We start from the raw sequence: 15,920 nt of genomic DNA, 5'->3' as shown, positions 1-15,920 counted from the left end.
TTTACGGGGCTTGGCGGCCGATGCATACGTAACCGACCGTAAACCGGGCAGGCGCCTGTCGCTTAAATGCAGCAGGGGTGCCCAAGCGAGGCGGCGCTGCCGCCCCGCCCGCCGTTTACCAGGAAACGATCTTGCCCGGATTCAGGATGTTGTTCGGGTCGAAGGCGTGCTTGAGGCTGCGCATCAGGTCGAGCGCGTCGTCGCCATGCTCTTCGGCCATGAACTGCATCTTGTGCAGGCCGACGCCGTGTTCGCCCGTGCAAGTGCCGTCGGCAGCGATGGCCCGGCGCACGAGATTGTGGTTGATGGCTTCCGATTCCTGCCACTCCTGCGGGCTATCGGCATCCAGCAGCATCAGCACGTGGAAGTTGCCGTCGCCCACGTGGCCGACGATCGTGTACGGAAAGCTTGCGCGGTCCAGTTCCTCGACGGTGTCGCGCACGCAATCGGCCAGGCGCGAGATCGGCACGCAGACGTCGGTGGTGCTGGCGCGGCAGCCGGGACGCAATTGCAGGCCCGCGAAGTACGCGTTGTGGCGCGCGGTCCAGAGACGGCTGCGGTCTTCGGGACGCTCGGCCCATTCGAAGTCCATGCCGCCGTGCTCGGCCGTGATGGCCTGCACGGTTTCCGCTTGTTCTTGCACACCGGCCGGACTGCCGTGGAATTCAAACACCAGCAGCGGCGTCTCGCGCAGGGTCAGCTTGCTGTGCAGGTTGACGGCGCGAACGCTCGCGGCGTCCATGAACTCGACACGCGCGATCGGCACGCCCATCTGGATGATTTCGATCACGCTTTGCACCGCGGCGTCCAGCGTCGGGAAATTGCAGACCGCGGCGGACACGGCTTCGGGTTGCGGATATAGCCGCACCGTAACTTCCGTGATGATGCCCAGCGTGCCTTCGCTGCCCACGAAAATGCGCGTGAGGTCGTAGCCGGCCGACGACTTGCGGGCGCGGCCGGCCGTGCGGATGACGCGGCCGTCAGCCGTGACGACGGTCAACGACATCACGTTTTCGCGCATCGTGCCGTAGCGCACGGCGTTGGTACCCGAGGCGCGGGTGGCGGCCATGCCGCCCAGGCTGGCGTCCGCGCCCGGATCGATCGGGAAGAACAGGCCAGTACTGCGGATTTCTTCGTTGAGTTGCTTGCGCAGCACGCCGGCCTGCACCGTCGCGGTCAGGTCTTCGGCGTTGATGGCCAGGACCTTGTTCATCTGCGACAGGTCCAGGCTGATGCCGCCCTGGATGGCGAGAATGTGGCCTTCCAGCGAAGACCCCGCGCCGTACGGGATCAGGGGAACGCGATGCTCGTTGCACACCTTGGCGACGTACGCCACGTCTTCGGTGGACTGCGCGAACACCACGGCGTCAGGCAGCATGGCCGGATAAGGCGATTCGTCGCGGCCGTGATGCTCGCGAACGGCGGCCGATTCCGACAGGCGGTCGCCAAAGTGCGCGCGCAGCGCATCCAGGCAGGCGGCCGGCACCGCGCGGCGCAACGATTCGGCGTGCAGGGGAGCGTTCATGATCTCGTGGTTTCCCGGGTTCGATAATCCAAATATTCTACGCCGCCCCGCGTGCTGCGCCGCACACTCCGACAAGCGCAGGGTGCGCGGCGCGCATCCCCTTCACTTGCCGGAGGTCAGCGCGACGCGGCGGCGTTCACGCACGGCCTGCGCCAGGCGCTCCAGCACAGCGACCGAAGCGTCCCAGTCGATGCAACCGTCGGTGATGCTTTGGCCATACACCAGGGGCTGGCCCGGCACCATGTCCTGGCGGCCGCCCAAGAGGTGGCTTTCGACCATGACACCGACCAGGCGGGCATCGCCGGCTTCCATCTGGCGCGCGACGTCCTCGACGACGAGCGGCTGGTTCTCGGGGTTCTTGCTGCTGTTGGCGTGGCTGGCATCGACCATGATGCGTTGCGCGAGACCGGCCTTGGACACGTCCAGGCAGGCGGCGTCAACGCTGGCGGCGTCGTAGTTCGGGGTCTTGCCGCCACGCAGGATCACGTGGCAGTCCTCGTTGCCGGCGGTGGACACGATGGCCGAATGGCCACCCTTGGTCACCGACAGGAAATGGTGCGGCTGCGAGGCCGCCTTGATGGCGTCGACGGCGATCTTCACGTTACCGTCCGTGCCGTTCTTGAACCCCACCGGACACGACAGGCCGGACGCCAGTTCCCGATGCACCTGGCTCTCTGTCGTGCGCGCCCCGATCGCCCCCCAGGAGACCAGATCCGCGATGTACTGCGGCGTAATCATGTCCAGGAACTCGCATCCCGCCGGCAGCCCCATGCTGTTGATGTCCAGCAGCAATTGACGGGCCACGCGCACCCCCTTGTTGATGTCGAAGCTGCCATCGAGGTCGGGATCGTTGATGAGCCCCTTCCAGCCCACCGTCGTGCGCGGCTTCTCGAAATAGACGCGCATCACGATTTCCAGGTCCGCGCTCAGGCGGTCGCGCACGGGCTTCAGGCGCTTGGCGTATTCGATCGCGGCACGCGTGTCGTGAATCGAGCACGGACCAATCACGACGATCATGCGGTCGTCCATGCCGTGCAGGATGCGGTGCATGCCTTGCCGCGCGGCGAAGACGGTCTCGGACGCCTCCTTGGTGCAGGCGAACTCCCGCATCACGTGCGAGGGGGGATTCAGTTCCTTGATTTCTCGAATACGAAGGTCATCGGTGTTGTGCGACACGGTACTGCTCCTGGGTTGCCCGCCACGGCGGCATAAAAAAAGCCGCCAGATTCGCTGGCGGCTTTTTTGGGGGGATTCTTTCCAAACTTCAGATTGAGCGCGTCCCTTCCTCCGCCAGCGGCTTCAGAAAACCAAAAAAATAAAAATAAAAGGCGGGGGACGCGAATTTCATGGGGACTGACTCTAGCACAGTTTTTTGAGAGCGTCACGCCAGATTTTTTTGGCGTGCCGCCCCCATTTAACGCATCAAGCCGTGCCGCCGACCGTCAGGCCTTCCATGCGGACCGTCGGCATGCCCACCCCGACCGGCACGCTCTGGCCGTCCTTGCCGCAGGTGCCGACGCCGGAATCCAGCTGCAGATCGTTGCCGATCATGGTCACGCGGTTCATGGCGTCGGGGCCGTTGCCGATGAGGGTTGCCCCCTTGACCGGGTAGGTCACCTTGCCGTCCTCGATCATGTAGGCCTCGGACGCCGAGAACACGAACTTGCCGTTGGTGATGTCGACCTGGCCGCCGCCGAAATTGACGGCATACAGGCCCCGCTTGACCGAGGCCACGATTTCATCGGCAGGCTTGTCGCCGGCCAGCATGTACGTGTTGGTCATGCGCGGCATGGGCAGGTGCGCGAACGACTCGCGGCGGCCGTTGCCGGTTGCGGCGGTTTTCATCAGGCGGGCATTGAGCGTGTCCTGCATGTAGCCGCGCAGGATGCCGTCTTCGATCAGCACGTTGCGCTGGGTGGCATTGCCCTCGTCGTCGATGTTGAGCGATCCGCGGCGATCCGGAATGGTGCCGTCGTCGACCACGGTGACGCCCTTGGACGCCACGCGCTCGCCGATGCGTCCGGAAAACACGCTGGACCCCTTGCGGTTGAAGTCGCCTTCCAGGCCGTGACCGACGGCTTCGTGCAGCAGGATGCCCGGCCAGCCCGACCCCAGGACCACCGTCATTTCGCCGGCCGGCGCCGGACGCGCTTCCAGGTTGACCAGCGCCTCGTGCACCGCGCGCTCGACATAGCCCTGCAGCATCTCGTCGGTGAAGTAAGCCAGACCCAGGCGGCCGCCGCCGCCGGCATGGCCCATTTCACGGCGGCCATTGCGTTCGGCAATCACGGTCAGCGACAGGCGCACCAGCGGACGCACGTCCGCGGCCAGACGGCCATCGCTGCCCGCAACCAGCACCACGTCATATTCCGCGCCCAGGCCCGCCATGACCTGGATCACATGGGGATCGCGCGCCCGCGCCATGCGTTCGACGCGTTCGAGCAGCGCGACCTTTTCGGGCGCGCTGAGGCTGGCGACGGGATCGATGTCCGCATAGAGGCTGCGGCCGATCTCGGCCTCGACCTGGGCGGCGACCTTGACCTTGCCTGCGCCGCGGCGGGCAATACCGCGCACGGCATGCGCCGACGACAGCAGCGCCTCGGGCGACAGCGAATCCGAATACGCGAACGCGGTCTTTTCACCGCTGACCGCGCGCACGCCCACGCCTTGGCTGATCGAGAAACTGCCCGTCTTCACGATCCCTTCTTCCAGGCTCCAGCCTTCACTGCGCGTGTACTGGAAGTACAGGTCGGCGTAATCGACCTTGTGGGTGAAGATTTCACCCAGTGCCCGCGCCATGTCCGCTTCGGTCAGACCCCAGGGGTCGAGCAGAAGGGATTTGGCGGTGGCCAGGGAAGCAATGGCGGGATCGATGATTTTCATAGGCTCAGTTCAGGAACGGCACCGGGGCCGTGCATGCGCGTCGTGGCGCTCAAGACCGTATCGTACCGCCGACACGGGCCCGGCGTCCCGGCAAACGCCAAAAGTCGCGGCTTACCGCAGCGGCAAATGCGGGACAAAATGGTCTCGCATTATCTTGCCGCCATAGATGGAGACGGCATACCGGGTATCAAGTTAAGTACCCAATTACCTATCAAGTTAAGCAATTGTGCTCAGCCCGAATCGCAAGACTGGCACTTTTCGTGTTGTCGTATGACCTGACGGAAAAATGAAAACTCGGGGACGGAACACCGTGGCGCCCGGGTATATCACCGCAGGTGGGATGCAACGCCATAATGTATGGCACCTGCTTTCGCGACGATTTTCCGCCTGAAGAAAATTGCGAGAATTTGACGCGCATTGCACGCGCAGTCGTCCAGGATGATCGGGCATGCAATGCCGGCCAATCACACGCTAGGCCCGTCATTACAAGGTTGTCCGACAATTGCCCGCCCGCACCGCCCGCCCGTAAACCAAGCAAGCGCATGTTTCAGTTTGTCCCAAATTTAAGATTTTCCTTCCTAACTGATGGAAATTGCGGCCAACCGCAAAGCGGAGAGCCGGTGGCGCTTTTGATACAAAGTAATTAGTCCGACAATTGAGATACCACCTCGTAAATTCTGTATTATGCGAGGCACAACAATTAAACATAACTTCGCCGGCGATTAAAGCAGTTCCATAATCAGGAATAAACATGGCCCGAGAAACCTACGCAGCTCTGCAAGCAAAGATCGAAAAGGAAATCAACAAGCTCCAGAAGAAGGCGGAAATCCTTCAGACGAAGCGCCGCAAGCCGGTCATCACCTCCATCATCACGTCGATGCGCGAGTACGACATTACGCCTGACGAGATCATCGCCGCCTACGGCGCAGGCAAGCCCGCGCGCGCCGCCACGAGTGGCCGCCGCAAGGCCAGCGGCCCCGCCCGCGCAGCCGGCGCCGCCAAGCGCGCCGTGGCGCCCAAGTACCGCCATCCCCAAACCGGAGAAACCTGGAGCGGCCGCGGCAAGGCGCCGCGCTGGCTCGCCGCTGAAGAAGCCGGCGGCGCCACCCGCGAGAGTTTTCTTATCAAGGAATAAAACCTATTCTTCAGTAAGAAAAAAAGCGGCGCACCATGATGGTGCGCCGCTTTTTTATTTTAAGCAGGCGCCGCGAGGCGCCTGCTTTCGTCAACGTGCCGGGAATTGAATCTCTCGCTCAGCGCCATTATTGCCTGGGAAATTGTCGAATATGGCACGCACCAGATAGGGCATGGTGCGAATCAAATCGTCACGCTCGCTCAATATGAACGCCGTCGAGCGGTAAACTTCCGCGCCGCCGTTCTGGGTATCACGAATGAAGAGCGAGAGGGAATTGCGCTGGACGACCATGGGCACGTCCACCCAGTCAGGTCCCCAGAATCCCGCGCCCATGCCCCAGGGGCCCGGCCCATAGAAGCCGCCGTAGCCGCCGTAGAAATACGGGTCGTACGGACGGCGCACCATCACCTGCGTCTGGGTTGTGCCATAGCGGAACGACACCTCAAACCGCCCCTTCACGCCAGGGCGCGCCTCGACCAGTCCCGTGGCCCCGATCCCCGCGCGCACCATATCCTGAAATGACTGATATTCCAGATTATTGATTTGGGATGGGTCGGCAGGAACAAACTGGTAGGTCTGGCCCTCGACACCGGTTGGCCATTGCTGAAACGACGTCACACGGGCGGAGACGGTGGGCGCGGCGCAGCCTGTCAGCATCATGGCTGCAAGCACCGAAAAAATACCGGCCCATCGGCCCAGACTGTTGATCCAAGACATCCTGGACATTTGAGACTCCTGTTCGCACGACGGCGCCATCATAACGAGCTTTGACATAAGCGCTTGCCAAAAGTTTTCAGGCTAGCCCGTACGCCCAAGGTACCGCTCAACCGCCAGCCACTACAATAGCCTTCTTGTTCATACAGGACTGCAAATCCCCATGCGCACCGACACGCCCGTTACCGTATACCGCAAGGATTACCAGCCCTACCCCTACGAAATTCCTGAAGTCGCCCTCGCCTTCGATCTCGCGCCCGACGCGACCGAAGTGCGTTGCACGATGCACGTGCAGCGCAGGCAAGACGCCAGCGCTGACGCCGCCCTGATCCTGGATGGAGAAGAGCTGGAACTCGTGTCGGTAGGCGTGAATGGCGAGCCGCTGCCGGCGGCCAGCTACCAGTTGACCGAACACACGCTCACGCTGCGCGGCCTGCCCGCCGATGCCACCGTTGAAATCGTCAGCCGCTGCAAGCCTTCCGCCAATTCCACGCTGATGGGCCTGTATGTGTCTGGCGGCAATTTCTTCACGCAATGCGAGGCCGAGGGCTTCCGGCGCATTACCTGGTTTGCCGATCGTCCCGACGTGATGTCGCGCTACCGCGTGACGCTGCGCGCGCAGCCCGAGTATCCCGTGCTGCTGTCCAACGGCAACCTGATCGCCTCGCGCCAGTTGCCCGACGGCCGCAATGAAGTCGAGTGGGAAGATCCGTTCCCCAAACCCTGCTACTTGTTCGCGCTGGTCGCGGGCAACCTGACGCATCGCGAAACCACGGTCAAGACGGTCAGCGGCCGGGACGTGCTGCTGCAGGTCTACAGCGACCCCGGCTCCGAAACCAAAACCGAATGGGCATTGGATTCCCTGGTGCGTTCCTTGCGCTGGGACGAGAGCCGCTTTGGTCTCGAACTGGATCTGGACCGCTTCATGATCGTGGCCGTCCATGACTTCAATATGGGAGCCATGGAAAACAAAGGCCTGAATATCTTCAATGCGGCCTACGTGCTGGCCGACGCCGAAACCGCCACCGATGCCAACTACGAAGGCATCGAGTCGGTCATCGGGCATGAATACTTCCACAATTGGACCGGCAACCGCGTCACCTGTCGCGACTGGTTCCAACTGAGCCTGAAGGAAGGTCTCACGGTCTTTCGCGATCAGGAATTCAGCGCCGACATGATGGCCCGCGACATGGACGCGGCCGCCGCGGCCAGCGCCCGCGCCGTCAAGCGCATCGACGACGTCGTGGCGTTGCGCGCCGCGCAGTTCCCGGAAGACGCCGGCCCCATGGCGCATCCGATCCGCCCCGAGAGCTACCAGGAGATCGGCAACTTCTACACGGCCACCGTGTACGAGAAAGGCGCCGAGGTCATCCGCATGCAGCACACGCTGCTGGGCGAGGCCGGGTTCCGCGAAGGCATGGACGAATACTTCCGCCGCCACGACGGCCAGGCCGTCACGTGCGACGACTTCGTCGCCGCGATGGAATCCGTCTACGTCAAGCAGCACCCGGGACGCGACCTGTCCGTGTTCCGCCGTTGGTACCGGCAGGCCGGCACGCCGCGCGTCACGGTCAGGCTCGACCACGACGCGGCCACTCGCCTCTGCACGGTGACGCTTACCCAGGCCTGCCCGCCGGTCGGCGTTGAAAAGAAGGCCGGCCCCGACTACGTGAAGGCGCCCTTTCACATTCCGTTTGCGATCGGCTTGCTGGACCGTGAGGGCAACGCGCTGCCGCTGCGTCAGGACGGCGCGGTCGTGGACACCGCCCTGCTGGAACTGACCACGCAAAGCCAGCAATGGGTGTTCGAAGATATCGCCGACCGCCCCGTGCCCTCGCTGCTGCGCGACTTCTCGGCGCCGGTCATCGTGGACTACGACTGGTCCAACGAGGAACTGGCGCTGCTGTCCGCGCACGATGGCAATCCGTTCGCACGCTGGGAAGCCGGCCAGGAACTGGCCACCCGCCAGATTCTTGCATTGGCCGACGCCAGCCAGGCGGGCCGCCCGCTGCAGGCCGACGCCGCCTTCCTTGAAGCCTGGCGCGCGTTGCTGACCGATCCCGCCCTGGACGCCGCGTACCGTGCGCGCGCATTGGCGCTGCCTTCGGAAAAGACGCTGGCCGAGCGTATGCAGCAGGTCGATCCGCCTGCTCTGGCCGTGGCGCGCGATTTCCTTCGCGCCGAACTCGGCCGTCAGCTCCATGCCGAATTCCGCCGCGCCTTCGACGAGAACCAGACGCCGGGCGAATATAGCCCCGCGCCGATTCCCGCCGGCATGCGCGCATTGAAGAACCTGGCGCTCAGTCACCTGATGGCCGCTGGCGAACCCGAAGCCCAGCGCCTTGCCGAAGCGCAGTACGCCACCGCCGGAAACATGACCGACAGCATGGCCGCGCTGGCCGCCTTGATCAACTTCGGGCAAGGCGACTACCCGAAAGAGGCGCTGGCCGCTTTCTACACCAAATGGAGCGCCAATCCGCTGGTGGTGGACAAATGGTTCGCGCTGCAGGCCACCGCCCGCTCGACCACGGTGCAGACCGCCCGCGAGCTGATGAAGCACCCGGCATTCACGCTGCGCAACCCGAACCGCGCCCGCGCGCTGATCTTCCAGTTCTGCCTCAACAATGCCCGCGGCATGCACCAGCCGGACGGCTCGGGCTACACGTTCTGGGCGGAGCAGGTGCTGGCATTGGACGCGCTCAATCCGGAGATCGCCGCGCGGCTGGCGCGTGCGCTCGACAACTGGTCTCGCTTCGTCCCGGCGCTGCGTGTCCCCATGCAGGCCGCGCTTGAAAAGGTGCGCCAGCACGACGGCCTGTCGCGCAACGTCCAGGAAATCGTATCCAAGGCTTTAGAATTCGCTGCATAGGGAGATCCTTTTGAAACGTAAAACACTCACTCAATACCTGGTGGAGCAGCAACGCTCCGCCCAAGCCCTGGCGCCCGAAGTGCGCCTGCTCATCGAAGTCGTGGCGCGCGCGTGCAAGGCCATCAGCCACGCAGTCAGCAAGGGCGCGCTGGGCGGCGTTCTGGGCAGCCTGGAAAGCGAGAATGTCCAGGGCGAGGTCCAGAAGAAGCTCGACGTGCTCTCCAACGAGATCCTGCTGGAAGCCAATGAATGGGGCGGCCACCTGGCGGCCATGGCGTCGGAAGAGATGGAAACCATCCATCTGATCCCGAACCGCTACCCCAAGGGCGAATACCTGCTGCTGTTCGATCCGCTCGATGGCTCGTCGAACATCGACGTGAACGTCTCCATCGGCACCATCTTCTCGGTGCTGCACGCGCCGCACGACGTGTCGGGCGCGCCCGTCTGCGAAGCCGACTTCCTGCAACCGGGCAACAAGCAGGTGGTGGCCGGTTACGCGGTGTACGGTCCGCAGACGATGCTTGTGCTGACCATCGGCAACGGCGTCGTGGGTTTCACGCTGGATCGCGAAATGGGCTCGTGGGTGCTCACGCACGAGAACATCCGCGTGCCGGAAGACACCAAGGAATTCGCCATCAACATGTCGAACAAGCGCCACTGGGCTGCCCCGGTCAAGCGCTACATCGACGACTGCCTGGCCGGCTCGACCGGCCCGCTCGGCAAGGACTTCAACATGCGCTGGATCGCCTCGATGGTGGCCGACGTGCATCGCATCCTGACCCGCGGCGGCATCTTCATGTACCCGTGGGATGCGCGCGAGCCGGGCAAGGCTGGCAAGCTGCGCCTGATGTATGAAGCCAATCCCATGAGCTTCCTGATCGAACAGGCCGGCGGCGCGGCCATCAACGGCGTCCAGCGCATCATGGACATCCAGCCTGACACGCTGCACCAGCGCGTGAGCGTCATCCTGGGCTCGAAGAACGAAGTCGAACGCGTGGGCCGCTATCACGCCGAGGACGCGGGCAAGTAAGACGCCCGCCGCGCTTTCGGCGCGCCAATGCAAAAGCCCCCGGCCATCATGGCCGGGGGCTTTTTTCAAGGGTACAGGCAAGCAGGGGGTGCGTTACTTGACCTCTTCGATGGACTTCACGTCGTCCTTGTTGATCTGCATTTTCTTGCCGTTCTGTTCGTATTCATACATGCCCGACTTCTTGTCGTATTCGGGCTCGTCGGGCGCTACGGTCGAAGATCCGTCGCGTTGGTGAATAACCGAGGGCGACGAGCATCCGGCCAGCACACCAACGCCGGTCATCACCAGGGCCAACGTCATGGTCTTCAGCTTCATGGTTGTGTTCTCCGAGTGTTGAATGGGTGATTTCACTCTATCCGAATCGCTCCCCGAAATCGTGTCGGGTTGTCGGCAAAATGCATAAGAACGTAATCGTCCCCGCCCCCAATAATGAAAAACCCCTCGCAGGACGCGCCTGGGAGGGGTTGCAACCGTACACAAGCGGCAATCGTGCTTACACCTTGGCGTGTGTCTCGATGAAACGGCGTACGGCGGCCTCGCTGCAGTCCATGACTTCGACGCGTTGCGGCAGCGATTCCAGGTCTGCGAGGTTGCCCGGCGGCGTGGCCGGACGGCCAAGCGCTTCCTCGATGGTCTCGGAGAACTTGGCCGGCAGCGCGGTTTCCAGCACGAGCATGGGAACGCCCGGCTCGACGAATTCGCGCGCGACCTTCACGCCGTCGGCGGTGTGCGGGTCGACCAGCACGCCGGTGGCGTCGTAGACGGACCGGATCGTGGCCAGGCGATCCGTATGCGAGCTGGCGCCCGACACGAAGCCATAACGCGACTCGAACTGGTCCTTCATGTCGGACAGGTCGAACGCGCCGTCGCGTGCCATCGTCGCCCACAATTCCTTCACGCGGTCGGTATCGCGGCCCGTCAGGTCGAACACGAAGCGCTCGAAGTTCGACGCGCGCGAAATGTCCATCGAGGGGCTGGACGTGGCGTACGTCTGCGCAGCCGCGCGCGGACGATACACGCCAGTGCGGAAGAACTCCTCCAGCACGTTGTTCTCGTTCGTGGCAAGCACGAGGCGGCGGATGGGCAAACCCATGCTGCGGGCGATGTGGCCCGACAGGATGTTGCCGAAATTGCCCGACGGCACGGCGAACGACACTTCTTGTCCCGCGCGCTCGGTGGCGCGCAGCCAGCCATGGAAGTAGTAGACGACCTGGGCGGCGATACGGGCCCAGTTGATCGAATTGACGGCGCCCAGACGGTACTTCGTCTTGAAGGCCAGATCGCCGGCCAGCGCCTTGACGATGTCCTGGGCTTCGTCGAAGACCCCGCGCACGGCGATGTTGTGAATGTTCTCGTCTTGCAGCGAGTACATCTGCGCGCGCTGGAAGGCGCTCATGCGGCCGTGGGGCGACAGCATGAACACCGCCACGCCCTTCTTGCCGCGCAGCGCGTATTCAGCGGCCGAGCCCGTGTCGCCGGAGGTGGCGCCCACGATGTTCAGCGTGGTGCCGCGCTTGGAGAGCACGTACTCAAATACCTGGCCCAGGAACTGCATGGCCATGTCCTTGAACGCCAGCGTGGGACCTTCGGACAGGCCCAGCAGCGACAGCCCGCCATCGAGCGGACGCAGCGGAACGATGTCCTCGCTGTTGAAGATCTGCGGCGTGTAGGCGGCACGGGTCAGACGGCGCAGGTCGTCCGAGGGGATGTCCGTGGCAAACAACGACAGCACTTCGAAGGCCAGATCGGCATACGACAAGCCGCGCCACGATTCCAGCGTTTCCGCGGAAACCTGCGGCAGCGTCTGCGGCACCGCCAGCCCGCCGTCGGGCGCCAGGCCTTCGAGCAGGATGTCGGAGAATTCGAGCGGGGCCATGCCGCCGCGCGTAGAGATGTATTTCATGTCAATTGCTCCACGATGCACCGGGCGCCCCCGATCACGTCAGGTTCTCCACGCGCAGGCGCGTCACCTTGGACCGCACGAACGGCAGCGACTCAATGCGCTCGATGGCCTGATTGACGTTGCCTTCGACGGCTTCGTGCGTGAGGAAGATGATGTCGGCGCCGCCGATGTGCGACGGCTGCTGGATCATCGAACCGATGGAAATGCCGCGGTCGGCCAGGATGCGGGCGATGTCCGCCAGCACGCCGGGCTGATCGTCCACGCGCAGACGCAGGTAGTAGGACGTGCTGACCTGTTCGATCGGCAGGATCGGGGTGTCCGACATGGCATCCGGCTGGAAGGCCAGGTGCGGCACGCGGTTGCCCGGATCGGCGGTGTGCAGGCGCGTCACGTCGACCAGGTCGGCCACGACGGCCGAGGCGGTGGGCTCTTCGCCCGCGCCCTGCCCGTAGTACAGCGTCGGGCCGACGGCGTCGCCCTTGACCAGCACGGCGTTCATCGCGCCTTCGACATTGGCCAGCAGGCGCTCGGACGGCACCAGCGCCGGATGCACGCGCAGCTCGATGCCGTCGGGGCGGCGCTTGGTGATGCCCAGCAGCTTGATGCGATAGCCCAGGCGCTCGGCGTGTTCGATGTCTTCGGCGGCCAGTTGCGAAATGCCTTCGATGTGGGCGCGGTCGAATTGGACCGGCACCCCGAATGCCAGCGAGGCCAGCAGCGTCAGCTTGTGGGCCGCGTCCACGCCTTCCACGTCGAACGTGGGGTCGGCTTCGGCGTAGCCCAGGCGCTGCGCTTCCGCCAGCACGTCGGCAAACGGCAGCCCGCGCGAGCGCATTTCGGACAGGATGAAATTGGTGGTGCCGTTGATGATGCCGGCCACCCACTGGATGCGGTTGGCGGTCAGGCCTTCGCGGATCGCCTTGATGATGGGGATGCCGCCCGCGACGGCGGCCTCGAAGTTCACCATCACGCCGCGTTCGGACGCGGCGGCGAAAATCTCGTTGCCATGCTTGGCCAGCAAGGCCTTGTTGGCCGTGACCACATGCTTGCCGTTGGCGATGGCTTCGAGCACCAGCTCGCGCGCCAGCGTGTCGCCGCCGATCAGTTCCACGACGATGTCGATGTCGGGATCGCGCACCAGCGCGTGCACATCGGTGTCGACCAGGATGGAGTCGCCCACGCGGGCACGCGCCTTTTCCACGTCGCGCACGGCGGCGCGGGTGACTTCAATGCGGCGGCCAGCGCGGCGGGCGATTTCCTCGGCGTTGCGAGACAACACGGTCCACGTGCCGCCGCCAACCACGCCAAGACCAAGCAGACCCACCTTCATGGGTTTCATCGCGCCGCCCTCTGCGGGCGGGCGTTGAGGGGAATTCATTTCACTTCTCCATAATCCTGTGCATGAAGCTGTTGCCACCCGATCGCGATGCCGCGGATCCGGCTCCGCCGGTCCGCAGGCATGCCCCCTCAGAGGGGGAAGCGCGCAGCGCTGCGGGGGTGGGCACCCATCACTTCAGCAATCCGTCCTTGCGGAACATATCTTTGATGCCGCGCACCGCTTGACGCGTGCGCTGCTCGTTTTCGATAAGCGCGAAGCGGACGTATTCGTCGCCATACTCGCCGAAGCCGATCCCGGGGGACACGGCCACTTTCGCATCCGACAGGACACGCTTGGCAAATTCCAAAGAGCCCATCGCCCGGTAGGGTTCGGGGATCTGCGCCCAGATGTACATGGACGCCTTGGGAATCTCCACATTCCAACCTGCTTCATGCAGGCCGCGCACGAGCACGTCGCGGCGGCTCTGGTATTGCGCCACGATTTCGCTCACGCAGTCCTGCGGGCCGTCCAGCGCGGCGATGGACGCCACCTGGATCGGCGTGAACGTGCCGTAGTCGTGATAGCTCTTGATGCGAGCCAGCGCGTTGACCAGCTCGCGGTTGCCGACCATGTAGCCGATGCGCCAGCCGGCCATGTTGTAGCTCTTGCTCATCGTGAAGAACTCGACAGCAACGTCGCGCGCGCCGGGCACCTGCATGATGGACGGCGCCACATAACCGTCGAACGTGATGTCGGCATACGCCAGGTCATGCACGACGAGAATGTCGTGTTCCTTGGCAAGCGCCACCACGCGCTCAAAGAACGACAGGTCCACGCACTGCGCAGTCGGGTTGCTGGGAAAGCCCAGCACCATCATCTTGGGTTTCGGGATGGATTCGCGCACGGCGCGTTCCAGCTCCTCGAAGAAGTCAACGCCCGGCGTCATGCGCACGGAACGGATGTTGGCGCCCGCGATGACGGCGCCGTAGATGTGGATCGGGTAGCTGGGATTGGGCACCAGCACGGTGTCGCCGCGGTCCAGCGTGGCCAGCATCAGGTGCGCCAGGCCTTCCTTGGACCCGATGGTGACGATGGCCTCGGAGTCCGGATCGAACTCGACCGCGTAGCGGCGCTGGTACCAGTCGCAGATCGCCTTGCGCAGGCGCGGAATGCCCTTGGACACCGAATAGCCGTGGGTGGTGGGACGCGTGGTCGCCTCCACCATCTTGTCGACGATGTGCTTGGGCGTCGCCCCATCCGGATTGCCCATCGACATGTCGATGATGTCTTCGCCACGCCGACGCGCCGCCATCTTGAGCTCGCCGGTAATGTTGAAAACGTACGGGGGCAAACGCTCGATGCGAGAGAACTTCCTCATGATGGGAATCCTTAGGGGCGAAAAGGCAAAAAGACCAGGGCGCGGTCGCGCGAAGGGGAAAGGGGCTCTGAGCCGCGCCAGTTCACGATTGCAGCGCAGCAAAACCCTGTAATCTAGCGCAACGACGCCTTGGCGGCAAATGGGGCAAAAAAGCCCCTTTTTCCCCGTGGATACGTTGCAACATGCGGCGTGTCCGATGCGCTATTATCAAGCACGTAAAGCCGGAGTTTTTATTGAAGCTGCATACCGATCCTGCGACGGCCGCTCTAAACACTGTCACCGCCTACGGCGATGGCTACATCGAGGTCAACCAGGTACGTTTTTCCTCTTCGGTCGCTTTCGGCCCCGAAGGCGAAGTGACCATCTGGCCTGTTGAGTCGACGGCCGACATTACCTCCTCCCTCTTGCTCCTGGCAGCCGGATTGTCCGAGCCCGCCCGCAATCCCCTGGATTTTCTGGATGCCCCGGAAGCCGCGCCCAGCCGCCCGGCCAACGCCCCCGAAGTCCTGCTGGTGGGCACCGGCGGCAAGCAACAGTTCCTGCGTCCCGACGTGCTGCGTCCCCTTTTGGCGATCGGCATCGGCGTCGAAACCATGGACACCCACGCTGCCTCGCGCACCTACAACATCCTGATGGCTGAAGGCCGGCGCGTGGTCGTCGCCCTCATCCCTCCCCACGGAGCCACGAATTAATGACGCCGAGCATAGGCAAACCCGCCCCGTTGTTTACCGCCGAAAGCACGATCGGCCCCATCAGCCTCGAGCAATGCCAGGGGCGGGCCGTGATCCTGTATTTCTACCCCAAGGACAACACGCCCGGCTGCACCACCGAAAGCCAGGATTTCCGCGATCTGCACGCCGACTTCCTGTCGGCCAGCGCAATCGTGATCGGCATCTCGCGCGACTCGCTGAAGTCGCACGAGAATTTCAAGGCCAAGTACGAGCTTCCTTTCCCTCTCATCTCCGACGCCGACGAAACCGTCTGCAATCTGTTCGGCGTCATCAAGCAGAAGAACATGTATGGAAAGCAGGTGCGCGGCATCGAACGCAGCACCTTCTTGATCGACGCCTATGGCGTGCTGGTGCAGGAGTGGCGCGGGGTGAAGGTCCCAGGCCACGCCAAGGAAGTCCTGCAAGCCGCCAAAAGCATCGGTTAGCCGCACAGG

13 protein-coding genes are annotated in these 15,920 nt (G+C 63.7%); 5 read left to right on the top strand and 8 right to left on the bottom strand.

The features are described 5' to 3' along the window. Positions 1-115: 115 nt before the first annotated feature. The 3 genes from QEP15_RS07440 to tldD form a co-directional block, all read right to left on the bottom strand. Positions 116-1,525 carry an FAD-binding oxidoreductase gene (locus QEP15_RS07440; RefSeq protein ID WP_175156846.1) on the bottom strand — a complete coding sequence of 470 codons (1,410 nt, stop codon included), beginning with the start codon at positions 1,523-1,525 and terminating at the stop codon, positions 116-118. A gap of 102 nt (positions 1,526-1,627) precedes the next feature. Next, complete coding sequence (aroG, locus tag QEP15_RS07435) at positions 1,628-2,701, bottom strand: 3-deoxy-7-phosphoheptulonate synthase AroG (protein ID WP_152383839.1); 1,074 nt, start codon at positions 2,699-2,701, stop codon at positions 1,628-1,630. Between the two features lie 246 nt (positions 2,702-2,947). Continuing rightward, positions 2,948-4,408, bottom strand: coding sequence for a metalloprotease TldD (tldD, locus tag QEP15_RS07430; protein ID WP_056322600.1), 1,461 nt, complete (start codon positions 4,406-4,408; stop codon positions 2,948-2,950). 751 nt (positions 4,409-5,159) lie between these two features. Here tldD and QEP15_RS07425 point away from each other — a divergent pair. After that, positions 5,160-5,543: an H-NS histone family protein gene (locus QEP15_RS07425; RefSeq protein WP_056322597.1), complete on the top strand. Its 384-nt coding sequence runs from the start codon at positions 5,160-5,162 to the stop codon at positions 5,541-5,543. Between the two features lie 90 nt (positions 5,544-5,633). Here the strand turns inward: QEP15_RS07425 and QEP15_RS07420 are convergent, their stop codons facing one another. Beyond that, positions 5,634-6,269, bottom strand: coding sequence for a DUF4136 domain-containing protein (locus QEP15_RS07420; protein ID WP_152383837.1), 636 nt, complete (start codon positions 6,267-6,269; stop codon positions 5,634-5,636). A gap of 151 nt (positions 6,270-6,420) precedes the next feature. Here QEP15_RS07420 and pepN point away from each other — a divergent pair, with 151 nt between their 5' ends. Together pepN and QEP15_RS07410 are read left to right on the top strand one after the other, a co-directional pair. Next, positions 6,421-9,126, top strand: a complete 2,706-nt coding sequence (gene pepN / locus QEP15_RS07415; RefSeq protein WP_152383836.1) for an aminopeptidase N — start codon at positions 6,421-6,423, stop codon at positions 9,124-9,126. 10 nt (positions 9,127-9,136) lie between these two features. Continuing rightward, positions 9,137-10,156 (top strand): class 1 fructose-bisphosphatase, encoded by a 1,020-nt coding sequence (locus tag QEP15_RS07410; protein WP_062838471.1) that lies wholly within the window; start codon positions 9,137-9,139, stop codon positions 10,154-10,156. Positions 10,157-10,249: 93 nt separating this feature from the next. Here QEP15_RS07410 and QEP15_RS07405 read toward each other — a convergent pair whose 3' ends face one another. The 4 genes from QEP15_RS07405 to alaC form a co-directional block, all read right to left on the bottom strand. Beyond that, a complete protein-coding gene (locus tag QEP15_RS07405) occupies positions 10,250-10,471 on the bottom strand; it encodes a YgdI/YgdR family lipoprotein (protein ID WP_062838472.1) in 222 nt (73 codons plus the stop codon). A gap of 178 nt (positions 10,472-10,649) precedes the next feature. Continuing rightward, entirely contained in the window at positions 10,650-12,059 is a 1,410-nt protein-coding gene (gene thrC / locus QEP15_RS07400) for a threonine synthase (RefSeq protein ID WP_152383835.1), read from the bottom strand. A 34-nt stretch (positions 12,060-12,093) separates the two neighbouring features. Next, positions 12,094-13,398, bottom strand: a complete 1,305-nt coding sequence (locus QEP15_RS07395) for a homoserine dehydrogenase (protein ID WP_056322581.1) — start codon at positions 13,396-13,398, stop codon at positions 12,094-12,096. 169 nt (positions 13,399-13,567) lie between these two features. Next, positions 13,568-14,755 carry an alanine transaminase gene (alaC, locus tag QEP15_RS07390; RefSeq protein WP_056322579.1) on the bottom strand — a complete coding sequence of 396 codons (1,188 nt, stop codon included), beginning with the start codon at positions 14,753-14,755 and terminating at the stop codon, positions 13,568-13,570. A gap of 233 nt (positions 14,756-14,988) precedes the next feature. On the opposite strand from alaC, the gene QEP15_RS07385 reads away from it, so the two are divergent. Both QEP15_RS07385 and QEP15_RS07380 read left to right on the top strand, forming a co-directional pair. After that, positions 14,989-15,447, top strand: a complete 459-nt coding sequence (locus tag QEP15_RS07385) for an Mth938-like domain-containing protein (RefSeq protein ID WP_142055794.1) — start codon at positions 14,989-14,991, stop codon at positions 15,445-15,447. Then, the gene (locus tag QEP15_RS07380; protein WP_062838474.1) at positions 15,447-15,911 is read left to right on the top strand and encodes a peroxiredoxin; all 465 of its coding nucleotides are present in this window, start codon (positions 15,447-15,449) and stop codon (positions 15,909-15,911) included. Before QEP15_RS07385 ends, QEP15_RS07380 begins: the two co-directional genes overlap by 1 nt. Positions 15,912-15,920 lie beyond the last annotated feature (9 nt).

It is taken from the genome of Achromobacter mucicolens, from assembly GCF_029866465.1.
Classification (GTDB): domain Bacteria; phylum Pseudomonadota; class Gammaproteobacteria; order Burkholderiales; family Burkholderiaceae_B; genus Achromobacter; species Achromobacter mucicolens.
Note: the sequence above shows the minus strand (reverse complement) of the source record. Positions and strands in the feature narration are given on the sequence as shown.